This window comes from Actinomadura sp. 7K507, assembly GCF_004348425.1.
Classification (GTDB): Bacteria; Actinomycetota; Actinomycetes; order Streptosporangiales; family Streptosporangiaceae; genus Spirillospora.
Genome location: NZ_SMKK01000079.1, coordinates 16,030 through 37,004, shown reverse-complemented (window position 1 = coordinate 37,004; position 20,975 = coordinate 16,030). Strand labels below are relative to the sequence as shown.

Genomic DNA, 20,975 nt, shown 5'->3' with positions numbered 1-20,975 from the left:
AAGGAGGGCCGGGTAGGGGCGGGGTCGACCAAGAAGAATCTTCGTTACGTTGCGTCCATTTAAAGTGACTCTGGGTAGCTAGACGCTGTACGTCGGACCGATCTGGAGGAACAAGGATGCATGTAGGGGTAAAGCTCGGCGTCAATCTGGCCGCCGTCGCGCTCGCGGGGGGCGCGCTCGGCGGTGTGGCCGCCGCTTCGCAGCCGCCGCCGAACCCGGGGCAGGACGAGCAGGGCACCGCCCAGCCTCGGCCCTCGCAGGAGGAAGGACACGGGCCGGGCGCCATCGAAGTGGGGCCCGAGGGCGCCGCCAAGGCGCTGGAACGGCTGAAGGAGCGGAACGCAGAGCGTGCGCGCTGGTGCAACGGCCGGGTTCTCCCGTCCAACGGGCTGAACGTCCGCAACGGGCCGGGCACCCGGTACAAGGTGGTCGACACCCTCGAGCACGGCAAGCACGTCACCACGAACTGGAACAGCATCCAGCGCAGGGACGGCTACCTGTGGGTGAAGCTCCGGCACAGCAGCCACTGGATCGCCGATTACAAGATCGGCCACGGCAACGGCAAGTGGTACATCGACTACCGCAACTGCTGACGGCCGCGCACCCTTCGCCTCGCCCCATCGCGCCGATGATGGGGCGGGGCGTTCAGCGTCCTGGGGCCGGGAGGTTCAGCTTGATCATGTAGGAGCTGGGGGCCGTGGGGACGTTGCCGCTCGCGCGGATGGCCAGGACGGCGATGAGCGCGGCGACGGCGAGGCCGACGACGGCGACGATCCCGGCGGCCACGTACTGGGAGCGGCGAGGCTCGTACGGGGAGCGGGGGCTCTTCATGCCCGCCAGGCTAGGGGCGCGCCGGGAGGCCCTCTCCGGCGTTAAGGCGGATTTAAGTTCCGGCTATGTCGATCCGGCGGCGGGCCGATCGACGCTCTGGCGAGAGCGGGATCGAGCGAGGAGGCCGGCATGAGGTTTCGGGCGACGCTGGAGCTGGGCGGTAGGACGGCGACCGGGATGGAGCCGGAGACGCGGCGCCGGCGGGTCGAGCAGGCCGTCGCGGAACTGCGGGAGGGACGCGACCGCTAGGTGCGGGAGTGGCGGCGGCGGACGAGGCGGCGGGAGCGGCGGGCCGGCGGCAGCCACTTGGTGCGGAACCAGATCTGCACCTGGGCCCCGCCGAGGACGCTGCGGTGGATGCGCAGGTAGCCGCCCGTGGACTCGGCGGCGCGGCGGGCGATGTCCAGGCCGAGGCCCGTGGAGCCGCCGCCGCTGCTGCCCCGTTTCAGCGCCGCGTCAGGGTCGGTGATGCCGGGGCCGGCGTCGGCGACGAGGATCCCGGTGACGCCCTGGCCCTGGTGGAGGGTGACGGCGAAGCCGGTGCCTTCGGAGGTGTGGCGGAAGATGTTGCCGAGCAGCGCGTCGACGGCCGCGGCGAGCTCGGTCCCCGGCACCGGGAGCGGCGCGGCGCCCTCGGCGCCGATCAGTTCGCAGGAGCGTCCCTCGTCCTCGGCGAGGACCGACCAGAACGAGACGCGGTCGCGCAGGACCTTGGCGGCGTCGCAGTTCCCCCGGCCGGTCGGGCGCCGGACGGTCCGGATGATCTGGTCGACCTCGTGCTCGATGCGGTCGACGGCCTCGCGGGTCTGGTCGGCGACGGGGCCTTCCCCGAGGGCCTCGGCGTTGAGGCGGAGCGCGGCGAGCGGGGTGCGCAGCCGGTGCGAGAGGTCGGCGGCCATCTCCCGTTCCGCGGACAGGAGCTGGACGACGTGGTCGGCCATCGCGTTGAACGCCAGCCCCGCCTCGACCAGCTCCGGCGGCCCGTCCGGTTCGATGCGCACCGACATCTCCCCGTCGCCGAACGCGCTGGCGGCCTCGGCGAGCCGGCGGGTGGAGCGGATCATCCGGTTGCCGAGCCAGACGGCGGCGGCGACGGACCCGGCGACGAGGGCGGCGGCGACGGTCGTCATGACGAGCCACGCCTGCCACACGCCGCGCGACAGGTCGTCGTCGGGCAGGAAGACCTCGACGACGGCGGTGCGGCCCGCGTCCAGCGACACCGGCTGCAGCAGCGCGTACCCGCCGTTCACGTGGGCGGTGTAGGCGCGTCCCCGCCGCCCGGCCTCGGCGACCTGCTCGGGGCTGGCGCCGAACTCGCCGTGGCCGTTCCTCGGGACGAGCCCGCCGTCCGGCATGTGCACGGTCATCCGTTTCGCTGCGCCCGCCTCGGTGCTGGCGACGGCCCGTTCGAGGGCGGCCGGGTCCTCGGTGACGACGAGGACGGGGCCGAGCGCGCTGGCCTGCCGTTCGGCGGCGGTGAGGGCACCGTCCCGGGCGATCTCCCGGACGGTCAGCGCGAGCGGGATGAGGAACGCCAGCGCGACCATCGAGGTGACCGCGAGGGACACCAGGGCGAGCGTCTTCCTCATGGTCTCGGATCGGGCTCGGCCAGTCGGACCCCGACGCCGCGGACCGTGTGCAGGTAGCGGGGGGCGGCGGCGGTCTCGCCGAGTTTGCGGCGGAGCCAGGACAGGTGGACGTCGATGGTCTGGTCGTCGCCGTACGCCTGCCGCCACACCTCGGCGAGGAGCTCGCGCCGCGCCACGACGCGTCCGGGTCGGGCGGCCAGGTAGGCGAGGAGGTCGAACTCGCGGCGGGTCAGTTCGAGGGGCTCGCCGTCCAGCATCGCCTCTCTGCGGTCCAGGTCGATGTGCAGGCCGCCGACGCTGAGCTCGGCGGTCGGCCCGGACCGCACGGACCTGCGCAGGACCGCCGCGAGCCGGGCGCTGAGATGCTCGATGGAGAACGGTTTGATGAGGTAGTCGTCGGCGCCGGCGTTCAGCAGCCGGACGATCTCGGGCTCGTCGTCGCGTGCGGTCGCGATGATGACGGGGACGTCGGAGATCCCGCGCAGCATCTTCAGCACCTCCGCGCCGTCGAGGTCGGGCAGCCCCAGGTCGAGCACGACGACGTCGGGCGGCGCCTGGGTGACCTCGCGCAGCGCGTCCATGGCCGTCCCGACGCTGCGCACGACGTGCGACCGCACACTCAGTTCCCGGATCAGGGCGGTCCGGACATTCGCGTCATCCTCGACCACCAGAACACTCGCCATGGCGGAACCGTATGCCACCATGTGCCCATGCGTCGCGCGATGTCGTATGTTGCCCCGTGGGCCGGGGTGACCGCGCTCGCGGTGACGCTCTCCTGGCTCGGAGTGCGCGGTGTCGTGCGCGGCGCGGTGTCGGAGAGGTCGGCGCCGCCGCCGATCGCCGGTCCGGTCATCCACTCCAGCCCGCCGACGAACATCGGCTCACCGACGTCCCGCCCGAGCCCGCCGGCGGACGAGGACGAGGGGCCGAGGCCGGCCAGGTCCGCGAAGGCGCCGCCCGCCGATCCGGAGCGGGAGACGAGGACCTCCGTCCCGAAGCCGGACGACAACGTGCGCAGCTACGTCACGCGCGGCGGCCGCGCCGTCCTGTCGGTCGAGAAGGACCGCGTGCGGCTGGTGTCGGCGACGCCCGACCCGGGCTACGAGACGCGGGTGACGCGGGCGGGGGGATGGCTCCGTGTCGACTTCCTCGGCGACGAGCGCTCCTCGTCGGTCGTCGCGACGTGGTCCGGCGGCGATCCGGCGGTCAAGGTCTACGAGTACTGACCGGTTCGCGGCCCCTGCGCCGCCCGGAGCGCGGTCAGCGCCCCGACGTGACGAACCGCTGCGGCTGGATGAACATCGCGGTGGCCTCCACCGTGACGCGCCCGTCCGGTCCGGCGATGCTCCCGGACGCCCAGATCTTGCGTCCCTCCAGGCGGCTGAACTTCGCCTCGATGAGGAGCGGGACGCCGAGCGGGGTGGGACGCCGGTAGCGCAGCTCCAGGGTCGCCGTCATGCCGGGCGTCCCGGAGACGGCCGCCGCCATGCCCAGGGCCTGGTCGAGCACCATGGCGGAGACGCCGCCGTGCACGTACGTCGGCGGCCCCTCGTAGAGGGGGCTGAGCGTGAACTCGCCGCGGACCGCGCCGTCCGGGGTGACGCCCAGGTCGACCGGTGGCGCGAACGGGTTGAGGGTGCCGGTGACCGGGTTGGCACTGTGCCGTTCCATGACGCCCGTGTGTTCCACCACGTACGGCGGGGCCTCGCTCCGCCCGACCGCGAGCCGCGCGGTCAGGGCCTCGACCTCGTCCGCCACCGCGGCGGCCTCGGCGGGGTCGGCTCCGGTGAGGATCGCCGCCTCCGCCAGCTCGCGCACCCTGGCGGCGAGGCCGGCCCGCGCCGCCACCTCGTCGTCGGCCAGCTGCTGCCGTTCCGCCGGCATCGCGCTCATACGCCCCTCCAAATTCCCGAACGTGATTCTAGGATGTGGGGCGGCATGGACCGGACGGCGGGGTCCCGCATGAAGATCGGCAGCGTGCCGATCAGCTGGGCCGGAGGCTGCCGAGGATCTTCTTGATCTCCGCCTTCGGCGCCGCGTCCGGGATGCCCTGGTCGGACAGCAGTATGAACACCGTCGTCTTGCCGGGCGCGACGCCGGGGACGGCGACCGTGTGCACGACCGCGGTGGGTGAGACGCACCGCCCCGTGCTCTTCACGACGATGTCGGCACGGACGTGCACGGCCTTCTTCCGCCCGGCCTTCACGGCCTCCGGGGCCCTCAGGGCGATCGACGGGGGCGGATCGCCCTCGACGGTGTAGGCGTTCGTCGCCCACTTCTTCGCGGCGTGCTCGGCGACGCCGGTCAGGCTGCCCTCGATGTACTGATTGAAGCCCGTGTGGGCGCGGGTGTACTCGTCGTCTCCGTCCTTGCAGCTGTCCTCGCGGAACACCGCGGCGGAGCTCATCATCGACTGCTGCTCGCCCGCGGCCGCCTCCCACCCGATGAGGACCGTGGAGGAAAGGATGCGCCACGAGGACGGGACGTCATAGGTCATGCCGTACTTGGCGCTGGTGACCGCGTCCCACCCCTTCACCTTCGGCGGGACGGTGCTGATCGGCTCCGGCTCCGGCGAGTCCGGCGGGCTGGCCGACACGTCGGCGCCGTCGCCGTCGCCGTCGCCGCCGTAGATCTGGTACGCGCCCCAGGAGAGGATGACCACCATCGCGACCGCGAAGGGGCCGATGAACATCAGCCAGATCAGAGGCCCGGACCCCACCGAACGGCCGCCGGCCGGATACGCGGCGTGTTCGCTGCCGGGCGTCGCCTCGGACGGCGGCATGCCCGGGATCGGAGGCGGCGACATCTCCGCCGGGGAGGGCGGGCCCGAGCCCGGCGGCGGGTCGCTCTGAAGCGGATCCCACCCCTGCCCCGGCAGCGGGTACGGGTTCCGCGACCCGCTGTCGCCGGGTCCCTTGTCACCCTTCATGATCGGGGACGGTAGCGCACCTGCGGCGGCGGACGGCACTCAGATAGGTTCGTGCGAGACCCCGTGAGCATTGAAGGACGAGGCCAGTGACGGACCAGCCCCCGCCGCCCGACCAGCCGCCGCCCTACCCGGGCTCCTACGGGCAGGCACCCGGGCAGCCTCCTTATGGCGCGCCGCCCGGAGGGCAGCCTCCCTACGGCGCCCCTCCGGGCGGGCAACCTCCCTACGGCGCACCGCCCGGGGGACAGCCGCCGCCCGGGGGTCCCTACGACCCGCGCTGGGGGTACGGCCCTCCCGGCGTCCCCTACGGCCCGCAGCAGCCCCCTGCCCAGGACACGACCTGGGCGGTCTTCTCCTACGTCGGGGTAATCCTGGTCGGCTTCCTCGCGCCGCTGATCATCTACCTGGTGAAGAAGAACACCGAGCCGTTCACCCGGTTCCACGCGGCCCAGGCCCTGAACTACCAGATCACGCTGCTGATCCACCTCCTGGCCGTCGCGGCCGTCTGCGTGCCGCCCGCCATCATCCTGGAGGCGTGGGCGTTCCTCGCCCTGCTGGCCCTGCCGTACCTCGAACTGCTGATCGGGCAGTGGGTGTTCCTCATCCTCGGCGCGGTGAAGTCGGGCAAGAGGCAGTACTACCGCTTCCCGACCTTCTTCTGCTTCCGGATGATCCGGTGACCCGGCCGGCCCGGTGACCCGGGATCCAGGGACTCAGAAGGCGCAGACCGCGGCGGTCGCGTCGTCGTGGACCTTGGCCCGCGGCCACCGGGCGGCCCGGGGATCGGTGCGCTCGATCTCCCGGTTCCGCTCGATCAGCTCGGCGGGTCCGGGGTCCGCCGCCAGCTCGGCAAGCCCGTCCCACCCGGTGACCCCGAACGTGTCCACGAGCCGCGTGGCGCCGTCGGTCAGCAGGCTCGCGCGGTCCAGCTCGCCCATCGGCACCGTTCCCGTGATCGCGGCCTCGGCCATCGCCGGATCGGCCGCGGCGTAGGACGGGCCGCCGGTGACCGCCTCCACGCCGCGCCGGCCGTCCAGCAACAGGGTCGAGTCCGCCAGCACCAGGTAGTCGACCCATTCGCCGCGCACCCGCAGGGCGAGGACCGTGGCCGCCGGCGTCGTGGGCGCCCGCAGGTCGCAGCTCTCCCGGTGGGACGCGGCGACGTCGGCGATCGCTCCGGCCAGCCGCGCCACCAGCGGCCGCTGCCCCGGCCGGTGCACCCCCTCGGGCGGCCCCACCGGCGGGCGGGCCTGCGGGCCGAGACCGTCCAGCATCCGCGCCAGCAGCCGGGTGCCGAGCGACCGCGCGTACCAGGCGGTCCCGTGCACGCATCCGAGGTCGGTGCCGAGCGGCAGCCCGCAGCCGTCGAGCACGACGACGGCGCCGGGGGCGGCGGCCACGAAATCCTCGTTGCCCCGCTCGGCGCTCCCCTGTTCCGTGGCCCACGTGACCTTCACAGCGACCATCCTTCCGACGCACGTCCGAGTAAGTATGGACGCGCCGGCAGGCCGCGCCGTTCAGACGAGGACGGCCCGGTCGTCCACGCGGGCCACGGCGCGGACCGGGGCGCCGTCCGCGCCGGCGAGGGCGATCGGGAAGAGCGACACCTCGATCGCGCAGCCCGCCTCCTGCGCCTCGACGACCCGGCCGAGCCCGGTGAGGTTCTCGGCGATCACCGCACCCGCCCCGCAGAGGACGCGGTGGACGGCCAGGGAGAAGTCCTCCGAACCCGGCGGTGGGGTGCGGTCGACGCTGAGCGCGTCGATCCCCACCGTCCGGACGCCGGCGGCGACGACCGACTCGGCGGTCTCGGGAGCGAGGTACGGATGGGCATGGTAGGCATCGGTCCCCCAGTGGCCGGCCCAGCCCGTCGCGATGAGCAGGACGGCACCGGGCGCGAGACCGCCCGGCAGCAGCTCCGGGCCGATGGGCGTGCGGGGCGGCAGTCCGCGGGCGTCCATGACGACCGCCGGGCCGGTGAAGCGGCTCAGCGGAAGCTCGTCAAGGCGCGGCAGCGCATCGTCGACGTGGAACGGGGCGTCCACGTGGGTGCCGGTCTGCGAGCCCATGTGCAGGCGCAGGACGTTCACACCGGCCTCCGCGACCGTCAGCGCGGGGACGGCCTCCACCTCGGGATCACCCGGGTAGACGGGCATGCCGGTGAGGATCGGCACCGAAAGGTCCAGCAGCTCAACGCCCATGAAAGCGATTATCTCCCCCGCACCGGCACCCGATAGCGTTGCGGCGTGTTGCCACATGTGACAGCCATCCGATACGTGACGCCGCTGCGTGAGGGCGGGTCGCTGCCGGGCATCGTCGAAGCCGGCGACCTCGGCACCTACGTCATGAAGTTCCACGGTGCCGGGCAGGGGCGCAAGGCCCTGATCGCCGAGGTGATCGCGGGCGAGCTGGCGCGGCGGCTCGGCTTCCGCGTCCCCGACCAGGTGCTCATCGACCTGGACCCGGCCATCGGACGGCACGAGCCCGACCCCGACGTGCAGGACCTGCTGAAGGCCAGCCCCGGCTGGAACCTCGGCGTCGACTTCCTGCCCGGGTCCCTCGGGTTCGACCCGCTGGGCTGGAAGCCCGACCCGGGGTTCGCGTCCCGGGTGCTGTGGTTCGACGCGTTCATCGGCAACGTCGACCGCAGCTGGCGCAACCCGAACATGCTGGTCTGGCACGGCGACCTGTGGCTGATCGACCACGGCGCGAGCCTCATCTTCCACCACGCCTGGTCGAACGCGGCGCGGCTGTTCTCCGGGCCGTACGACCTGGACGACCATGTCCTGACGCCGTACGCGAAGGAGCTGGACGCCGCCGAGGCGGAACTCGCCCCGAAGATCACCGAAGACCTGCTGCGCGAGGTGATCGGGCTCGTTCCCGACCGCTGGCTGGAGGGCGAGCCCGGCTTCGAGAGCCCCCAGGCCGTGCGCGACGCCTACCTCGGCGTCCTGCTGCCGCGCGCCGGGAAGCCGCGCGACTGGCTGCCCGCCACCGACGTCGGCGGGCACCGTCCCACCGCGGCGTCCAAGCGCGGCGGGAACCGCCCCGACTGGCTCGGGGGCGCACCATGAGCAACATCAGGACGGCGGCCGAACCCACGGTGTTCGAGTACGCGGCGCTGCGCGTCATCCCGCGCGTCGAGCGGGGCGAGGTCATGAACGTGGGCGTGGTGGTCTACTGCCGGGCGCTCGACTACCTCGGGTGCCGCACGCATCTGGACGAGCCGCGCCTCCTGGCGCTGGACCCGTCCCTGGATCTGGAGGGCGTGCGGTCGGCGCTCAAGGCCGTGGACGCCGTCTGCTGCGGCGGCGAGCACGCCGGCCAGGCCGCGAAGGAGTCCCCGGGCACCCGCTTCCGATGGCTGACCGCCCCCCGCAGCACGATCGTCCAGCCCGGCCCCGCCCACGCCGGCCTCACCCACGACCCAGAGGCAGAACTAGACCGCCTACTGAACCTCCTGGTGAGGTAGCAAAAGCCCGCATCCGCACGCGAGCGCGCTACCTGAGCTGGAAGCGAGCCGAAGGCGAAGCTTCCAGCGAAGATCGCGAAGCGATTCGCGCTCGCACTTTCACGATTCGCCCCCGAGCCGCCAGGCGAGGGGGCGAGGTCGTGAAAGCATAAATCACGTCCACTCCCAGCGGATGCCGTGGTAGCCGGCGGCCATGCCGAACTCGATGAAGTGGACGCTGTGGTAGCTGGACATGCGCAGGTCGGCCGAGTCCTTGAGGGCGGTGTTGCCGTCGGGACGCCACGTCCGGTAGCAGCGGGCGGGGAGCGTGGCCGGGTGGAACCGGACCTCGATGAGGAACTCGTGCTGCGGGGTGCGGAACCCGCGCCCTTCCTCGGTCACGGGCGGGCCCGTCTCGTCGAATCCGAAGCCGTACTCCAGCAGGTAGGTCTCGCCGCGGCCGAGTGCCCGGTCGAACAGCAGCTCGGCGGCGATGAGGCCGCTCGACTCGTCCATCCGGACGCGACCGAACCGGCAGCCGCGCGCGGTGCGCGAGGACGGCAGGACGCCCTGCGGGTGGTGGTAGACGGCGATCCAGCGGTCGACGCCGCGCTGCTGCGCCTGGAACACCGCCCGGGACCGGACCTCGCGCAGTTCCCGGCGGCGGCCGATGGTGTGCTGGTCGTGCAGGCTGAGGCCGGTGAGCTGCCGCTCGCCGCGGTCGCCGATCTCGTCGAGCAGGTCGCGGACGCCCGGCTCGGGGCACAGTTCCTCCACCGGCAGCCACGGCCCCGCGGGGCGCTCCGCGGTCGGCTTCAGCAGGGTGAGCAGCGAATGGCGCGGCAGTTCGAGGATGACTTCGAGGCCGCGGACGGCGCGCATCGAGTCGGCTCGCTCGGGGCGCGTCCGGCCGCGCTGCCAGTAGCTCAGCGTGGACAGGCTGACCGCGATGCCCTGTTCCTCAAGGCGGCGGCGCAGCGAGTCGAGGCTCAGGCCCCGGGCCTGGATGGCCGCGTGCAAGGCGACGTTGAAGGGACCGTACTGCAGCACCTGTAGGAGATCGTCTTCTGCGACACTCTGCACCGCTGGCCTCCGGATCTCGTCCGGCCGGCCCCCGCATGACGGCCTTGACTGCTGCGCTTGCGACTTCAGCGCTCACTGTAAGGCCCCGGGGGCCCGATTCCAACCGGCAATTTCCCACAACCACGCCCCAGCGCTAATGCCACTCCCATTCGATGCCGACGATTCCGCGCCGCACCGCCCCGGCCGCGAAGTTCGCGCTGCCGGACGTGCCGATCCACAGCTCGCCGAGCCGCTGCCGCGGCGACCGGGAGCTCTCGGCGGCGAAGCCGTAGCAGCGCGCGGGGAGCCGCTCGCCCGCGAACTGGATGATCGCCACGTAGTCGTGGACGGGGTGGGGGAAGCGCCGGTCGTAGCTGTCGTGCGCGGGTTCCCCGACGGGTCCCAGCTCGTACTCGACGACCGCGGTGTCGCCCGCCGACAGGACGCGGTCGAAGACCAGCTCGAACGCCATCAGCCCGCCGTCGGCGCGGATCCGCCCGGGGCGGCAGTACCGCACCTGCGCGAGGTCGGCGTTCCCGGCTCCGGCCTCGTGGACGCACACGACCCGGTCGATGTCGTCGCCCGCCGCGCGCAGGACGGTCCGCACCGACAGCGTCCAGGAGCGGCGGATGTCGTCGAGCCGGTACACGTCGTGGATGCTGAGCCGTTCGAGCCGGTGGTCCCCGGACCGGTCGAGCTGCCCGACGAGGCCGGCGTACCCGTCCGGGTCGGGCCACAGTTCCCGCACCGGGCGGCCGCGCTCGGCGGCGCCGGACGGGCCGGCCGCGCGGCCGGCGCGGCCGGCGGGCGCGGCGGGGGCGGGGTCGTCCAGCAGCTCGGTCAGGGCTCCCGGCGGCACCTGGAGGATCTCCTCCAGCGCCATCACGACGGGCCGCGAGCGCGGGCGGCTGCGGCCGCGCTGCCAGTAGCTGAGGGTGGCCACGCTGACGGTCAGGCCGCGGCGGCGGAGCCGGTGGCGGATCCGTTCCAGGGTCAGCCCGCTGGCCTGGATGGCCTGCCGTAATGCCCCGGCGAACTCCACGGGCGGATGGTACCTGGGTTGAATGCCTCAGAACAGGATCGACATGAAGGAACCGACCTCGGTGAATCCGACTCGCCGGTAGGCGGCCCGCGCCCGCGTGTTGTAGTCGTTGACGTACAGCGAGACGGTCGGCGCGACGCCGCGCAGCGCCTCCCGCACCACCGCGGACATTCCCGCCACGGAACGGCCCTCGCCCCGCAGCTCGGGCGGCACCCACACGCCCTGCACCTGGCAGGCCCGGGGGGTCACCGCGCCGATCTCGGCCTTGAACATGACGCGGCCGTCCTCGATGCGGGCGAAAGCGCGGCCGTCGCGGATCAGTTCGGCGACGCGTGCGCGGTAGAGCACTCCCCCGTCGCCGGCGTTGGGCGAGACCCCGACCTCTTCGGTGAACATCGCCACACAGGCCGGGTAGACGACGTCGAACTCCTCCATCCGGACCCGCCGGACACCGGTGTCGGGCGGCGCGTCGGGGACGGCGGAGGTGGCCATCACGGGCTGGTCCGTGCGGACGGCCCGGGGCGCCCCCCAGTACGGCGAGAGGATCTCCCACAGCTCGCCGACGGCTTCGACGGGCCCGACGATGGACGAGCAGCGGCGTCCCTGGGCGCGGGCCCGCTCGGCGAACGCGCGGACGGCCTCGGGCCCCGCCGCGACCGGGATGAGGTTCGCGCCGGAGTAGCACAGCGAGGCGAGGCGCCCGTCGTGCATGTAGCCCCACATCTGGGCGCCGAGACGGCGCGGGTCGAGCCCCGCGGCGTGCACGCGGGAACTGACGAACACGTTGGACACCGGGTCGGCGTCCAGGATCGCGAGGGCCTCCGCCCGGTGCCGGTCGTCCAGCACGCGCACCGGCATCGAGCCCAGCATGCGCACGGCTACCGGCTCCGCGACGGGGACGGCCCCCGTTCGGCCCTCACCACTGAAAGCACCACGTGGACAAGCCTATGTCGTCCGCGGTCCAAGCACCTCACGGGCTCGGGCATCACCGGCCGGAAACGGGCTTGGTGGGGGCGCGGCCGGAGGGGGAAGCCGATCCAGTCGCAGGACGCGGCGGGAGGCCCTGTCCCCGTCCTGCCGAAGGCGTGCCCGCCCGCCCCACGGGGTGGAGCGCGGCGGGCACGCCACGGTTCAGTGCGCTACGGGCGTCCGACCGGAAGGTCCTTGCCCGCGGGAGCCCCGGGAGCGGCCTTCAGCTGCACGGCCGTCGGGTCCGGGTCGTTGAGTTCCGGGACGGCCTTGCAGTAGGCGTCCGGGCCTCGGCGGGAGTCCGGCAGCGCGCCGGTGTCGAGGTACGCGGCGACCCTGTCGTCCAGGCACGCGTTGCCGTTGAGCGTGTTGGAGTGGGTCTTGCCGCCGACCTCGAACACCAGCCGCGAGGACGGGAAGACCTTGTGCATCTCCAGGCCGCCCTCGACCGGCGTCGCCGCGTCCTTGGTGGACTGGACGAGCAGCATGCCCGGCAGGTCCTTGCCGCCCTTCAGCTTCAGCCGCGGGCCCCCGTTGAAGGGCCAGAAGGCGACGGGCGCGTTGAACCAGACGTTGCCCCACGTCTCGAACTTGTAGCCCTGCCGGTGGAGCTTCGCCGCGTCGTGGTGCCACTTGCCCCAGTTGCGGGGCCACGGGGCGTCGGCGCCCTGGACGGCGAGGTAGACCGCGAAGTCGTTGTCCTGGCCGCCGGGGTTGAGGTAGGCGAGCAGGCCCGAGGGGTCCTCGTCGTTGATCCAGGCCGAGAGCGCCTCGGCGAACGGGATGTAGTAGCCGGTGTTGTACCCGGCGCTGAGCAGGATGTCGGTCAGCTCCGCCGGGCCGATCTCGCCGCCGATCGGCGACTTCTCCGCGGCGTCGAGCGCCTTGTAGTACTTGGCTCGGACGGCCTTCTCGGACGTGCCGAGATGGTAGACCGAGTCGTGTTCGGCGATCCAGGCGAACCAGAGGCGTATGTTGCGCTCGAACGCCTTGTCCTGTTCGAGCTGGCTCTTGTACCAGACGTTCTTCGGGTTGACGTTGCCGTCCATCACCATCCGCTGCACGCGCTCGGGGAAGAGCGTGGCGTAGGTGGCCCCGAGGTAGGTGCCGTAGGAGAAGCCGTACCAGTTGATCTTCTCCTGGCCGAGGGCGGCGCGGATCGTGTCGATGTCGCGCGCGGCGTCGGTGGTGCGCATGTGCGGCAGCATCCAGCCGAACTTCTTCTCGCAGTCCTGCGCGTACTTCTTCGACTTGGCGATCCACGCCAGTTCCTCGCGCCAGGAGTCCGGCACGTAGGCGGGGCGGATCGGGTCGTTGTAGTTCGGGTCGCAGGTCAGCGCGGGCTTGCTGGAGCCGACACCGCGCGGGTCGAAGCCGATGATGTCGTACTTGGCCGCGACGTCGGCGTGGCCGGTGCCGCCGATCCAGCGGGCGAGCGCGGGCGCGTACGCGAGGCCGGATCCGCCGGGCCCGCCCGGGTTCACGAACAGGACGCCCTTGTAGTTCTCCTCGTCGGTGTGCCTGAAGCGCGACACCGCGATGGAGATCTTGCGGCCGCCCGGCTCGCTGTAGTCGAGGGGCACCTCGACCTGGGCGCACTGGGCGTGGTTCATCGGGTCGTCGGGGCCGCTCACCTCGCATTCGCCCCAGTCGATCTCCTGGGCCGCGAGCGCGGCGGCGGCACCGGCGCCGGACGGGCCGGTGTCCGCGCTCGCGGGGACGACGGCGCCGGTGCCGCCGAACGTCACGGCCACTGCGGCCGCGACGAGAACGATCCTGTTCACTTGACCCCCTCAGATCGGCGGCTCCGGGGGCCCGGCTTCGGGACCGGAGGGGGAGCTGCGCCGATACGTAGCGGATGCGGATTGCGTGGAGATTGTCGGCACTTCGTCCCTCGGGGCGGCAAGGGCCGGGGTGACTGGATACGCAATCGTGACAAGATCATCGGAACTTCGTGATCGGCCGGGACGTTCCGCGTTCCGCGCGGGGGCGACCGGGCGGACGACCGGGAGCCGGGCATGCGAGCCGGGCATGCGAAAGGGCCCCGGGTTCGCCACCCGAGGCCCTGCGTGCGTTACGGCGTCAGCCGACCACGACGTCGGCGCCGGGGCCGGAGACCGAGCCGTCCTCGCCGATCTCGATGCCCATCTCGTCGGCGATGCGCATGGCCTCCTCGATCAGGGTCTCCACGATCTGCGCCTCGGGGACGGTCTTGACGACCTCCCCCTTGACGAAGATCTGGCCCTTGCCGTTGCCGGACGCGACGCCCAGGTCGGCCTCGCGCGCCTCACCCGGGCCGTTCACCACGCAGCCCATCACGGCGACGCGCAGCGGGACGGGGAAGTCCTTCAGCCCGGCGGTGACCTGCTCGGCGAGCGTGTACACGTCCACCTGCGCACGCCCGCACGACGGGCAGGACACGATCTCCAGCCCGCGCTCGCGCAGCCCGAGCGACTCCAGGATGGCCGAGCCGACCTTGACCTCCTCGACCGGAGGCGCCGAAAGCGACACCCGGATCGTGTCGCCGATCCCGGCGGCGAGCAGCGACCCGAACGCCACCGCCGACTTGATCGTGCCCTGGAAGGCCGGGCCGGCCTCGGTCACGCCCAGGTGCAGCGGGTAGTCGCAGGCGGCGGCCAGCTGCCGGTACGCCTCGATCATCACGACCGGGTCGTTGTGCTTGACCGAGATCTTGATGTCGCGGAAGTCGTGCTCCTCGAACAGCGAGCACTCCCACAGCGCCGACTCCACCATCGCCTCGGGCGTGGCCCTGCCGTGCTTCTCCAGCAGCCGCTTGTCCAGCGAACCGGCGTTCACGCCGATGCGGATCGGCACGCCGGCGTCCCTGGCCGCCTTGGCGATCTCACCGACCCGGTCGTCGAACTTCTTGATGTTGCCGGGGTTGACGCGCACGGCCGCGCAGCCCGCGTCGATCGCCGCGAACACGTACTTCGGCTGGAAGTGGATGTCGGCGATGACCGGGATCGGCGACTTGCTCGCGATCGCGGGAAGCGCGTCGGCGTCGTCCTGCGACGGCACCGCGACACGGACGATCTGGCAGCCGGACGTCGCCAGCTCCGCGATCTGCTGCAGCGTGCTGTTCACGTCGGCGGTGAGGGTCGTGGTCATGGACTGCACCGACACCGGGGCGTCGCCGCCCACCGGCACGTTCCCGACCATGATCTGCCGGGACCGGCGGCGTGCCGCGATGGGACCCCGCGCCCCCTGACCGTCGCCTTCGCCGCGGACGCTCGGAATTCCCAGTGAAACGCTCATCCCTCTCCTCTTGCTTGCCGGCCCCGTAACAAAGCCTAAGCGCCCCGCGCGGCCGAGTTGACGGCACCCGGCACTCAACAGTGTGACCATCCGGATGCATTGCGTAAACATTTCGGGTCAGCCCGGTAGCCGGAGCGGATTGAACACGTCGGCGAGGATCAGCAGCACCCCGAACCCCAGGAGCAACAGGACGACGAGGTAGGTCAAGGGCATGAGCTTGGTCATATCGACGGTGCCCGGATCCGGACGGCCGCGGATCCGGTTGAATCCCGCGCGGGCCCGCTCGTAGCCGACCACGGCGAGATGGCCCCCGTCCAGCGGCAGCAGGGGCAGGAGGTTGAGCGCCCCGAGGAAGATGTTCAGCGACACGACCAGCGACAGGAACAGCGCGAGCTTGTCCTTGGTGGTCGAGCCTTCGGAGGCGAAGATCTGCCCGGACACGTCGGTGGCGCCCACCACGCTGCCGACCTGGCCGCCGGGCGAGCTCTCGCGCTCGGGCGAGAACAGCCTCGGGAGGGCCGACGGCAGGTCCACCACGACCTCGCCGATGCCGGCGAGGGTCCTGCCGATGCCCTTCGCGGCGAACACCGCCGCGTTCAGCGGTCCCGTCCGCTCGTACCCGGCGCCGACGACCTTCGCGGACATGCCGACGAACGGCTCGCCCTCCACTTCCGCGAGCGTGATCGGCAGCGTCACCGGCCGCTCCGCGCCGGGCCGCCGCACCTCGAGCCGCGCCCGCTGCCCGGGTTCGGCCCGGTCGATCGCCTCGGTGAGCTCCCTCCAGTCGGCGACCGGCGTGCCGTTGAAGGAGATGACGCGGTCCCCGGCGCGCAGCCCGGCCCGCGCGGCGGGCGACGGCGGGCGGCCCTCGTCGCAGGCGGCGCGCATCCCGGCGGGCACGCACGGGGAGACCTCGGCGACCGTGCTGGTCACCGTGCCGGGCTCGCGCACGCCGATCGTCATGGCCATCACCATGAGCAGCAGGAACGCGAACAGGAAGTTGGCGACGACGCCCGCCCCGATGACGATCGCGCGGCGCGGTGCGGGCTGCCGGAAGAACGCGCGGGGACGGTCCGCCGCGTCGATCTCCTCAAGCGGCGTGTAACCCACGATCTTGACGAAGCCGCCCAGCGGGATCGCCTTGACGCCGTACTCGGTCTCGCCCCTGCGGACCGACCACAGGGTCGGCCCGAAACCCACGAAGTACTGCGTGGCCTTCATGCCGAACCGCTTGGCGGTGAGCAGGTGCCCGCCCTCGTGCAGCATCACCGACGCCAGCAGCGCGACGACGAAGGCCACCGCGCCGAGGAGGAAGGCCATCGGGGTCCCCTTGGGTTCGTCCCGGGCGGCCCCGGGGTCAGTCGGTCAAGGTCAGTTCCCTGGTCCTGGTCCGCGCCCAGCCGTCCGCCGCGAGGACGCCGTCCAGCGTCAGATCCCCGGGCGCGCCCGGACCGCGCTCGTCGTGCTCACCGCTCTCGCTCTGCTCGCCGTGCTCGTCCAGTACCCGCGCGACCGTGTCGACTATCCCGAGGAACGGGAGCCGTCCCGCGCGGAACGCGTCCACACATTCCTCGTTCGCGGCGTTGTAAACGGCCGGGTACGTCCCGCCCAGCTCACCGGCCCGGCGCGCCAGCGCGACCGCGGGGAACGCCTCGTCGTCGAGCGGGAACAGCTCCCAGGTGTGCGCCCTGGTCCAGTCGATCCCCGGCGCGGCGTCCGGGACGCGGTCCGGCCAGTCGATGCCGAGCGCGATCGGCAGCCGCATGTCGGGCGGGCTGGCCTGGGCGAGCGTGGAGCCGTCGGTGAACTCGACCATCGAGTGGATCACCGACTGCGGGTGCACCATGACCTCGATCCGGTCCATCGGGACGTCGAACAGCAGGTGCGCCTCGATGACCTCCAGGCCCTTGTTGACCAGGGTCGCGGAATTGATGGTGATGACGGGGCCCATGTCCCAGGTGGGGTGGTTCATCGCCTGCTCGGGCGTGACGCCGGCCAGCTCCTCGCGGCTCCGGCCGCGGAACGGGCCGCCGCTCGCGGTCAGCACGAGCCGCCGGACCTCCCCGGCGCGGCCGCCGCGCAGGCACTGGGCGAGCGCCGAGTGCTCGGAGTCGACCGGGACGATCTGCCCCGGCCGCGCCCGTTCCTTGACGAGCGGGCCGCCGACGATGAGCGACTCCTTGTTGGCCAGCGCGAGCGTCCGCCCGGCGTCGAGCGCGGCCAGCGTGGAGGCCAGGCCGAGCGCGCCGGTCACGCCGTTCAGCACCACGTCGCACTGGAACGCCGCGACCTCGGCGACGGCGTCCCGGCCGGTCACGATCTTCGGGATGGGGAAGTCGCCGGAAGAGTAGCCGCGCCGCTTGGCCTCGGCGTAGAAGGCCAGTTGGAGGTCCTGCGCGGCGGACGCCTTGGCGACGGCGACGATGTCGGGCCGGAACTCCAGCGCCTGCTCGGCCAGCAGATCGACCCGCCCCCCGCCTGCCGCGAGGCCGGTGACCCGGAACCTGCCGGGGTTGCGGCGGACCACGTCCAGCGCCTGGGTGCCGATCGAACCGGTGGAGCCGAGCACGACGAGTTCGCGGAGCGGCGCGTCGGGGCTTGAGGGAGACATCACCGCTCCATTGTCGGGCATCGCGGCGCCGGGGTCCCGTCCCCGCCGCGGTTCAGCGGGAGCCGGCGAGGGGAAGGCGCAGGACGAGGCGGGTGCCGTGCGCGCCGTCGGCGACGTAGAGGCTTCCGCCGTGGACGGCGGCGACCTCCCGGGCGATCGCGAGGCCGAGCCCGCTGCCGCCGTCGGCGCGGCTGCGGGCGGAGTCGAGCCGGGTGAAGCGCTCGAAGACCCGGTCGCGGTCGGCGGGCGGGATGCCGGGGCCGTCGTCGCGCACCTCGACGACCGCCTCGCCCGGCTCGCCGCGCACCTGGACCTCGATCAGCGTGACGGCGTGCCGCTCGGCGTTCGCGAGCAGGTCGAGCAGCGCGCGGCACAGCCGCGGCCGGTCGGCCTCGACCAGCAGGCCCGGTTCCGCCTTGACCGTGGTCGGGACGGGCGGGCTGCGGAGGCCCACCTCGGTCTCCACCAGCGCGCCGATGTCGAGCGGTTCCCTTTCGGGCACGTCGCCGGAGTCCAGGCGGGCGAGCAGGAGGAGGTCCTCGACGATCAGGTGGAGGCGTTCGACGTCGTGCAGCGAGTGCCGCAGCGTGTCGGCGGCGTCGCCGTCCTCCGGGGCGTCGAGGGCGAGCTCGATGCGGGTCCGCAGGCCCGTGATCGGCGTGCGCAGCTCGTGCGAGGCGTCGGCGATGAACGCGCGCCGCCGCAGCGCCGCGTCCTCCACCCGGTCGAGGAGCCCGTTGACGCGCCCCGCGAGCCGCTCGGTGTCGCCGCCGGTGGACGGGACCGGGACGCGGCGGCTCAGGTCGCCGTCCTCGAGCGCGGCGAGTTCCTCGTGGATCCGCTCCACCGGCCGTATCGCGCGACGGACGGCCTGCCGGACGCCCCAGCCGAGCACCGCGAGGACGGCGAGGCAGAGGAGGACCATGACGGCCACGAGGACAGCGGCGCGCGCCGCGTCCGCGAGAAGGAGCAGCGCGACGGCCGCCGCGGTCACCGCGGCCACCAGCAGGGAGCCGGCCGCGCCGAGCGCCGTCAGCGTCCCGCGCGCCCGTGCGGTGCCGGGCCTGCGCGGCCGGACGCGCGACACGGCGTTCCGGTCCGACATGTCTCCTTTGTACGCACTGTCCCCCAAAGAACGAGCAAAGGGCCGGGTCGGTGATCGCATGGCCATGGTCTGCGAACGCCCTGGCGGCGGCCCCTCGCCGCACGCCGGGAAGCACCCGGCAGGGGCATAGTCCAGATGACCTTGAAGGGACGCGCGACACATAAGGCTTTGCCGCCATTTTCACCTTCGGTAGCGGTGACAACACCCTTCCCCGCCTATAAAGGTAGGCACGTGACGTCGACTCCCGTCAGGGGGAGGGACATGGGCCAGACAGGCGAGCCGACCGTGGACCCGGGCGGGCTGAGCACAGCCCAGCGCCTGGGTGACGCCTGCGTCGTCTGCCGCAAGAAATGGCCCCGGCCGCGCGTACGCGTCGGCCGCCTACCGGATTCGACCGGGGTGTTCGCGTGCGATGACTGCGCACCCGCCCCGCCGGTACCCCGCGCACGGCGGGACCTCCGGGAATCGGTCACGGACGCGGGACGGCCGGTCGGGGAGCGGCCGCCCGCGCGGACGGCGGCGCTGGACGCCGTCGTCGTGGAGGTCTCTCCAGGGAGAAGGGTGACCCGGGCGTTCGGGGGGAAGTCCGGGACCACCCGACAGGCGCGTCCGGCTGGGGGCGGCCGGACGCGCCGGAGAGACCCCTCCTGACCGGACGGTCCGCTCCCCCGCGGCCTGTCGCGGGTGACCGGAGGCACCGGTCAGCGGGCTAGAGCTTCGTGGACTCGATCCATGTCCTTCTCCACTGGGCGTAGTCCGTGCAGTCGTTCTTGTCGGAGTCGCCGTCGCAGTCCCTCGTGGGCGCGTGCGCGAAGATGACCTTGTCGAGGTAGTCGCGGTCGCCGACGTGGTAGGCGCCGCAGAAGCCGGGCTTGAGCCGGTCGCCGGAGCACGCCTGCGGGTTGGCGGGCGCCACCCCGGTCCACTCGGCCACCTGCTGCTGGACGTCCGGCGACGCGGTCCACTGCAGCCACTGGTACATGCAGTTGGGGTGCTCCACCCGGGCACCGATCATCCACGCGTCCATCCAGCCCGTCACGCCCTCGGACGGGACGACGCCCTGGACGGGCCGGGAGGCGCGGGTCAGCACGTCCACGTGGTAGGGCCAGGCCTGGCCCAGCATGGCGCGCCCGCCCGCGAACGCGCTGACGGCGTCGGCGGGCCGCTCCCAGTACTCCTCGACGTGCGGGCGCTGCACGGCCAGCACGCGCCCGGCGGCCTTGAGCTGCTCGGGCGTCAGCGAGTACGGGTCGCGGATCTTCAGCTTGGGCCGCTTCCCCTTGAGGTAGAGCGCGGCCTCGGCGATGGCCAGCGGGCTGTCCCGCATGATCAGCTTCCCGGAGGTCCGGCCGGTCGCCGCCGCCCCGGCTTCGGGATCGAACAGCGCCGCCCAGCTCGCCGGGGGCGGGACGGCGCGGGTGTCGTACACGAGCAGGTTGGAGCCCCACACGTACGGGACGCCGTACTGCCTGCCGTCCCGCCTGAGCAGGCCGCGCAGCTCCGGCTCCAGCTTCTTGAAGCCGTCCACGAGGTCGGTGTTGACGGGGGTGACCTGGCCCTCGGCGATCAGCTGCCCGGCGACCTCGGGCGGCGCGGCGACGCCGTCGTAGCGGCGGTTCCCGTCGCGCATCAGGCCGGCCATCTCCTCGGGCGTCTGGACGGTCTTCAGCCCGATCTTGCAGCCGGTGCGCTCCTCGAAGGGGGTGACCCAGTCGACGCGCGGGTCGCTGGAGCCGCTCTCGATCGATCCGGGCAGCGTGACGAGGTTGAGCATCCCCTCGCCCGGTCCTAGGGTGCTCGCCACCTGGGTGACGCCGCGCGGCTCCTCGTCGCCGCCGCTGCAGGCGACGAGTCCCGCGGTGCCGAGCGCGGTGGCCGCCACCAGGGCCGACCACACCTTGACCCGCGCCGTGGCATTCAGCCGCATGTCGCTCCCGATCCTTGCCCGGGGCCCTGTCCCCCTCGTGCACGGGCCCGTCGGCGAGCGTAGCGCCTCCGGCGCGGCGAGGAGGCCCGGACCCGTCGGGGACGGCGGCCCGCACCGCGCCCGGCCGCCATTCCGCACGTTCCGGCCGGTGCGCACGAGCCGATCGCCGGTTTTCTTCGATTT

The 20,975-nt window shown here is 72.7% G+C and carries 21 protein-coding genes; 5 read left to right on the top strand and 16 right to left on the bottom strand.

Translation table 11 applies throughout. The annotated features are described in order from the left end of the window. The first annotated feature begins 116 nt into the window (after positions 1-116). Entirely contained in the window at positions 117-593 is a 477-nt protein-coding gene (locus E1285_RS19395; RefSeq protein ID WP_132154013.1) for an SH3 domain-containing protein, read from the top strand. Positions 594-645: 52 nt separating this feature from the next. On the opposite strand, the gene E1285_RS19390 is transcribed toward E1285_RS19395, so the two are convergent. The 3 genes from E1285_RS19390 to E1285_RS19380 all read right to left on the bottom strand — a co-directional run bounded on the left by E1285_RS19390 (position 646) and on the right by E1285_RS19380 (position 3,103). Continuing rightward, on the bottom strand, positions 646-831 hold the full coding sequence (locus E1285_RS19390) for a hypothetical protein (RefSeq protein ID WP_132154011.1): 186 nt from the start codon (positions 829-831) through the stop codon (positions 646-648). Positions 832-1,076: 245 nt separating this feature from the next. After that, positions 1,077-2,420, bottom strand: a complete 1,344-nt coding sequence (locus E1285_RS19385) for a HAMP domain-containing sensor histidine kinase (RefSeq protein ID WP_132154009.1) — start codon at positions 2,418-2,420, stop codon at positions 1,077-1,079. After that, positions 2,417-3,103 carry a response regulator transcription factor gene (locus tag E1285_RS19380; protein WP_132154007.1) on the bottom strand — a complete coding sequence of 229 codons (687 nt, stop codon included), beginning with the start codon at positions 3,101-3,103 and terminating at the stop codon, positions 2,417-2,419. The genes E1285_RS19385 and E1285_RS19380 overlap by 4 nt, the downstream gene beginning before the upstream one ends. 27 nt (positions 3,104-3,130) lie before the next feature. Here E1285_RS19380 and E1285_RS19375 point away from each other — a divergent pair, with 27 nt between their 5' ends. Then, complete coding sequence (locus tag E1285_RS19375) at positions 3,131-3,646, top strand: hypothetical protein (RefSeq protein ID WP_132154005.1); 516 nt, start codon at positions 3,131-3,133, stop codon at positions 3,644-3,646. 34 nt (positions 3,647-3,680) lie between these two features. On the opposite strand, the gene E1285_RS19370 is transcribed toward E1285_RS19375, so the two are convergent. Both E1285_RS19370 and E1285_RS45670 read right to left on the bottom strand, forming a co-directional pair. Beyond that, positions 3,681-4,313 (bottom strand): PaaI family thioesterase, encoded by a 633-nt coding sequence (locus tag E1285_RS19370; protein ID WP_132154003.1) that lies wholly within the window; start codon positions 4,311-4,313, stop codon positions 3,681-3,683. Positions 4,314-4,404: 91 nt separating this feature from the next. Beyond that, complete coding sequence (locus E1285_RS45670) at positions 4,405-5,349, bottom strand: hypothetical protein (protein ID WP_165966671.1); 945 nt, start codon at positions 5,347-5,349, stop codon at positions 4,405-4,407. Positions 5,350-5,435: 86 nt separating this feature from the next. Between E1285_RS45670 and E1285_RS19355 the strand changes: the two genes are divergently transcribed. Next, a complete protein-coding gene (locus E1285_RS19355; RefSeq protein ID WP_132153997.1) occupies positions 5,436-6,029 on the top strand; it encodes a DUF4870 domain-containing protein in 594 nt (197 codons plus the stop codon). A gap of 33 nt (positions 6,030-6,062) precedes the next feature. On the opposite strand, the gene E1285_RS19350 is transcribed toward E1285_RS19355, so the two are convergent. Beyond that, complete coding sequence (locus E1285_RS19350) at positions 6,063-6,806, bottom strand: integrase (RefSeq protein WP_207946672.1); 744 nt, start codon at positions 6,804-6,806, stop codon at positions 6,063-6,065. Positions 6,807-6,866: 60 nt separating this feature from the next. Further along, positions 6,867-7,550 carry a cyclase family protein gene (locus E1285_RS19345; RefSeq protein WP_132153993.1) on the bottom strand — a complete coding sequence of 228 codons (684 nt, stop codon included), beginning with the start codon at positions 7,548-7,550 and terminating at the stop codon, positions 6,867-6,869. Positions 7,551-7,595: 45 nt separating this feature from the next. On the opposite strand from E1285_RS19345, the gene E1285_RS19340 reads away from it, so the two are divergent. Both E1285_RS19340 and E1285_RS19335 read left to right on the top strand, forming a co-directional pair. Further along, positions 7,596-8,423, top strand: coding sequence for a HipA family kinase (locus tag E1285_RS19340; protein ID WP_132153991.1), 828 nt, complete (start codon positions 7,596-7,598; stop codon positions 8,421-8,423). After that, positions 8,420-8,821 carry a DUF3037 domain-containing protein gene (locus E1285_RS19335; protein ID WP_132153989.1) on the top strand — a complete coding sequence of 134 codons (402 nt, stop codon included), beginning with the start codon at positions 8,420-8,422 and terminating at the stop codon, positions 8,819-8,821. The genes E1285_RS19340 and E1285_RS19335 overlap by 4 nt, the downstream gene beginning before the upstream one ends. A 153-nt stretch (positions 8,822-8,974) precedes the next feature. Here E1285_RS19335 and E1285_RS19330 read toward each other — a convergent pair whose 3' ends face one another. From E1285_RS19330 to E1285_RS19285, 9 genes are all read right to left on the bottom strand, one after another. After that, a complete protein-coding gene (locus E1285_RS19330; RefSeq protein WP_132153987.1) occupies positions 8,975-9,883 on the bottom strand; it encodes a hypothetical protein in 909 nt (302 codons plus the stop codon). A 133-nt stretch (positions 9,884-10,016) separates the two neighbouring features. Next, positions 10,017-10,904: a hypothetical protein gene (locus E1285_RS19325; RefSeq protein ID WP_132153985.1), complete on the bottom strand. Its 888-nt coding sequence runs from the start codon at positions 10,902-10,904 to the stop codon at positions 10,017-10,019. A gap of 27 nt (positions 10,905-10,931) precedes the next feature. After that, positions 10,932-11,774: a GNAT family N-acetyltransferase gene (locus E1285_RS19320; RefSeq protein ID WP_132154025.1), complete on the bottom strand. Its 843-nt coding sequence runs from the start codon at positions 11,772-11,774 to the stop codon at positions 10,932-10,934. A gap of 269 nt (positions 11,775-12,043) precedes the next feature. Beyond that, positions 12,044-13,657 (bottom strand): alpha/beta hydrolase, encoded by a 1,614-nt coding sequence (locus E1285_RS19315; protein WP_243722906.1) that lies wholly within the window; start codon positions 13,655-13,657, stop codon positions 12,044-12,046. Between the two features lie 298 nt (positions 13,658-13,955). Then, positions 13,956-15,149 (bottom strand): flavodoxin-dependent (E)-4-hydroxy-3-methylbut-2-enyl-diphosphate synthase, encoded by a 1,194-nt coding sequence (gene ispG / locus E1285_RS19310; RefSeq protein WP_243722905.1) that lies wholly within the window; start codon positions 15,147-15,149, stop codon positions 13,956-13,958. Positions 15,150-15,266: 117 nt separating this feature from the next. Next, positions 15,267-16,469 carry a site-2 protease family protein gene (locus E1285_RS19305; protein ID WP_132153983.1) on the bottom strand — a complete coding sequence of 401 codons (1,203 nt, stop codon included), beginning with the start codon at positions 16,467-16,469 and terminating at the stop codon, positions 15,267-15,269. Positions 16,470-16,506: 37 nt separating this feature from the next. Beyond that, a complete protein-coding gene (gene dxr, locus E1285_RS19300) occupies positions 16,507-17,760 on the bottom strand; it encodes a 1-deoxy-D-xylulose-5-phosphate reductoisomerase (RefSeq protein ID WP_207946671.1) in 1,254 nt (417 codons plus the stop codon). Positions 17,761-17,812: 52 nt separating this feature from the next. Next, complete coding sequence (locus tag E1285_RS19295; protein ID WP_165966670.1) at positions 17,813-18,865, bottom strand: ATP-binding protein; 1,053 nt, start codon at positions 18,863-18,865, stop codon at positions 17,813-17,815. A 709-nt stretch (positions 18,866-19,574) separates the two neighbouring features. Continuing rightward, the gene (locus tag E1285_RS19285; protein ID WP_132153975.1) at positions 19,575-20,792 is read right to left on the bottom strand and encodes an ABC transporter substrate-binding protein; all 1,218 of its coding nucleotides are present in this window, start codon (positions 20,790-20,792) and stop codon (positions 19,575-19,577) included. Positions 20,793-20,975: the final 183 nt, after the last annotated feature.